Origin of the sequence: Streptomyces kebangsaanensis (genome assembly GCF_001906585.1) — a bacterium.
In the GTDB taxonomy this organism is placed as follows: Bacteria; Actinomycetota; Actinomycetes; order Streptomycetales; family Streptomycetaceae; genus Streptomyces; species Streptomyces kebangsaanensis.
Map to the genome: position 1 here is coordinate 13,812 of NZ_JUJA01000057.1, position 3,584 is coordinate 17,395.

Here is a 3,584-nt window from a genome sequence, read left to right on the forward strand (position 1 = left end):
GGCCGGCCGAGCCGTCGTAGGAGGGACGTCCCGGCCGCCGCCCGGCTCGTCAGGACGCCGTGCAGGTTCCGACCGTCGGTGTGGTGTTGCTGCCGTTCTTCACGGCGGTGAAGCCGAAACTGGTCGAGGCGCCCGCCGCGAGGCTGCCGTTGTAGGAGGCGGGGCGCACGGTCATGACGCTGCCGCTGCTGTCCCAGCTGGGGGTGCCGTTCCAGAGGGTGGAGACCTTCTGCGGCGGGNGGGGTGAAGGCGAGCGTCACGGTCCAGCCGGTGATCGGGGCGGCGCCCGCCTTCACGACGACCTCACCGTTGTAACCGTCGTTCCAGTCCGAGGTCCTGGTGAAGACGGCCGTGCAGGCGGCCCCGGGGTTGCCGCCGCCGTCCGAGCCCCCGTCGTCGCTTCCCGAGCCGCCGAGCGCGGCCAGGGCGGCGTTGTACGCCGGCTTCTTGGCGTAGTTGGAGTCGAACAGCAGCGGAGTGCCGCTGCTGCGCCAGGAGTACTTGTCGGTGATCCCCCACACGGTGATGCCCGTGCAGCGGCTCACCGCCAGGCAGGCCTTGACGACGTTGCCGTAGTTGGTGGCCTGGGCGCTGCCGGAGCCCTCGATGTCCAGTTCGGTGATCTGCACGTCCACGCCGAGGTCGGCGAAGCGCTGCAGGTTGGCCTGGTAGTCGGACGGTACGGGGGAGGCGGGGTTGAAGTGGGACTGGAAGCCCACGCAGTCGATCGGCACACCGCGGGACTTGAAGTCCTTGACCATGGCGTAGACCGCGTTGCTCTTCGCGTTGGCGCCGTCGGTGTTGTAGTCGTTGTAGCAGAGCTTGGCGTTCGGGTCGGCCGTGCGGGCGGTGCGGAAGGCCTCCTCGATGAAGCCGCTGCCGAGCTTGTCCTGGAACGGGGAACTGCGCCGCGCACCGCTGGAGCCGTCCTGGAACGCCTCGTTGACCACGTCCCAGGAGTGGATCTTGCCCTTGTAGTGCTGCATGACCTGGGTGATGTGGTTGTTCATCGCCGACCGCAGGTCGGTCGCGGAGAGCCCGGAGACCCAGGAGGGGAGCTGGGAGTGCCACACCAGCGTGTGCCCGCGGACCTTCATCCCCTGGCTCTGCGCGTGGCTGACGATCTGGTCGGCGGCGCCGAAGGTGAACGTGTTGCGGGTGCCCTCGGTGGCGTCCCACTTCATCTCGTTCTCCGGCGTCACCTGGTTGAACTCGCGGTCGAGCGTGGCGGCGTAGGCCGACTCCCCGAGGTGGTTCGCCGCCACGGCGGCCCCGAAGTAGCGGCCCTTTCCGGCCGCGGCGGAGCCCAGGGTGTCGGCGGCCGCGGCGCTGTGCGCCAGGGCCGTGACCGTGGTGGCGGCGAGCAGGGTGGACGCGAACGCCTGCGCCACCCGTCGCACTGAAGGCATGACCATGCCATCTCCATTTCTGCGAAAGTTTCGATTGCCGGATCGAATTCGACGCGCAGGTTACGAACAGAGACGGCGTCGGTCAACGGTTGGCGCATGTCGGCCGGGTGGATGGCCGAAGCTCGACCCCTCTGTGGTCATAAGGGAGTTGGGCGCCGCTCCGGCTGTTGACGCGACTGTGCTGCGCCTCTAGCGTGGCGCGACGCCTTCCCGAAACAGGATCGAAACTTTCGGACGCCCAAGGACGGTGACATGATCCGAAGAAGACCCGGGTTCCGCCTGTTGCTGACGGCTCTGCTCGCAGGCGTGGCACCCCTTCTCGCGGCCCTGCTGCTGGCCGCGCCGAGCGCCCGCGCCGCCTCCCTGACGGAGGTGACCGGATTCGGTGCGAACCCCAGCAACCTGCGCATGTACGTGTACCGCCCGGACAGTGCCCCGGCCCGCCCCGCCGTGCTCGTGGCCGTGCACTACTGCACCGGCTCCGGGCCCGCCTTCCACTCGGGCACCGAGTTCGCCTCCCTGGCCGACCGGTACGGCTTCCTCGTCATCTACCCCTCGGCCACGCGCAGCGGCAGCTGCTTCGACGTGTCCTCACCGCAGGCGCTCAGGCGCGGCGGCGGGAGCGACCCGGTCGGCATCATGTCCATGGTCACCTACGCCCAGCAGCACTACGGGGCCGACCCGGCGCGCGTCTTCGTCACCGGCGCCTCCTCGGGCGCGATGATGACCAACGTCCTGCTCGGCGACTACCCCGACGTCTTCAAGGCCGGCGCCGCCTTCATGGGCGTGCCGTTCGGCTGTTTCGCCACGACCGACGGCTCCGAGTGGAACAGCGCCTGTGCGAACGGCACCGTGATCAGGACACCCCAGCAGTGGGGCGACCTGGTCCGCGGCGCCTACCCCGGCTACAACGGCCCCCGGCCGCGCATGCAGGTGTGGCACGGCACCGAGGACCCCACCCTGCGCTACCCGAACTTCGGTGAAGAGATCAAGCAGTGGACCAACGTCCTGGGCGTGAGCCAGACACCCGCCTTCACCGACAGCCCGCAGTCCTCCTGGACCCGTACGCGCTACGGCGGCACCGGCACCCAGGCACCCGTCGAGGCCATCAGCATCCAGGGCACCGGACACTCCCTGCCCACCGCCGGCATGGCCGCCCGCGCCATCGCCTTCTTCGGCCTGGACTCCACGACCACCCCGCCGCCGACCGACCCGCCGCCCACCCCACCGGCGGACGCCTGCCGGGTGACGTACACGACCAGCGCCTGGAACACCGGACTCACCGCGTCGATCACGCTGACCAACACCGGCACCGCGCCGATCGACGGATGGGCGCTGAACTTCACCCTGCCGGCCGGGCAGACCATCACCTCCGGCTGGAACGCGACCTTCTCCCCGACGAGCGGCGCCGTCACCGCCCGCAACGCCGCCTACAACGCCACCCTGGCCCCCGGAGCCTCCACCACCCTCGGCTTCCAGGCCACCCACACCGGAAACACCGGCACACCCTCGTCGTTCACCCTCAACGGGGCCGTCTGCCAGAGAGGCTGAACGGACACGGACGCGCCCCGGGCGTCCCCGAAGCGTTCGTCGGGGGCGGCCGGGGCGCGGTGAGGGCCGGGCTCGGCGGGACTCAGAGCGAGGGGCCGGCGTCCTCGGGCCGGATACGGCCCCGCCAGGCTCCGGTCTCGCCCCCGCGCTGCTCGATGTACTGCTTGAAGCGCTTCATGTCCCCCTTGACGCGCCGGTCGATCACGCCGGTCATGTCGCCGGCCTTCTCCACGGCTCCGGTGGGTTCGACGTCCATGACGAGTTCCACCCGGGTGTGCGTGTCGTCCACGCGCTCGAAGCGGACCATGCCCTTCTGCCGGGTGTCGCCGCTGGTACTGCGCCAGGTGATGCGCTCGTCGGGCAGCTGGTCGACGATCTCGGTGTCGAACTCCCGCTTGACGCCGCCGATCTTGGTGGTCCAGTGGTTGTGGCGGTCGTCGATCTGCCTGACCTCCTCGACCCCCTCCATGAAGTTCGGGAACTCCTCGAACTGCGTCCACTGGTTGTAGGCGGCGTGGACGGGGACGTCGACTTCCACCATTTCCTTGACCGTGCTCATCTGCGCCTCCTGTCTCGCTGACCGGCCGCGGCGGGACGGCTGCCCCGCCGCGACATCTCGGCAGG

General features: G+C 69.8%; 3 protein-coding genes and 1 pseudogene. 1 reads left to right on the forward strand and 3 read right to left on the reverse strand.

Annotated elements, in window-relative coordinates; translation table 11 throughout:
- Positions 1-49 precede the first annotated feature (49 nt).
- Both RH94_RS42760 and RH94_RS08080 read right to left on the reverse strand, forming a co-directional pair.
- A complete protein-coding gene (locus RH94_RS42760) occupies positions 50-175 on the reverse strand; it encodes a cellulose binding domain-containing protein (protein ID WP_324614248.1) in 126 nt (41 codons plus the stop codon).
- Positions 176-240: 65 nt separating this feature from the next.
- Positions 241-1,415 (reverse strand): annotated as a pseudogene (locus tag RH94_RS08080) (endo-1,4-beta-xylanase); the annotation flags it as partial.
- 246 nt (positions 1,416-1,661) lie between these two features.
- Here RH94_RS08080 and RH94_RS08085 point away from each other — a divergent pair.
- Complete coding sequence (locus tag RH94_RS08085) at positions 1,662-2,960, forward strand: extracellular catalytic domain type 1 short-chain-length polyhydroxyalkanoate depolymerase (protein WP_073946948.1); 1,299 nt, start codon at positions 1,662-1,664, stop codon at positions 2,958-2,960.
- An 82-nt stretch (positions 2,961-3,042) separates the two neighbouring features.
- On the opposite strand, the gene RH94_RS08090 is transcribed toward RH94_RS08085, so the two are convergent.
- Positions 3,043-3,519: an SRPBCC family protein gene (locus RH94_RS08090; RefSeq protein ID WP_073946949.1), complete on the reverse strand. Its 477-nt coding sequence runs from the start codon at positions 3,517-3,519 to the stop codon at positions 3,043-3,045.
- Positions 3,520-3,584 lie beyond the last annotated feature (65 nt).

What these genes read in the sequence shown, in the direction of transcription:
- RH94_RS42760 (WP_324614248.1), bottom strand. Translation starts at nt 175, where the DNA reads ATGACCGTGCGCCCCGCCTCCTACAACGGCAGCCTCGCGGCGGGCGCC.
- RH94_RS08085 (WP_073946948.1), top strand. Translation starts at nt 1,662, where the DNA reads ATGATCCGAAGAAGACCCGGGTTCCGCCTGTTGCTGACGGCTCTGCTC.
- RH94_RS08090 (WP_073946949.1), bottom strand. Translation starts at nt 3,519, where the DNA reads ATGAGCACGGTCAAGGAAATGGTGGAAGTCGACGTCCCCGTCCACGCC.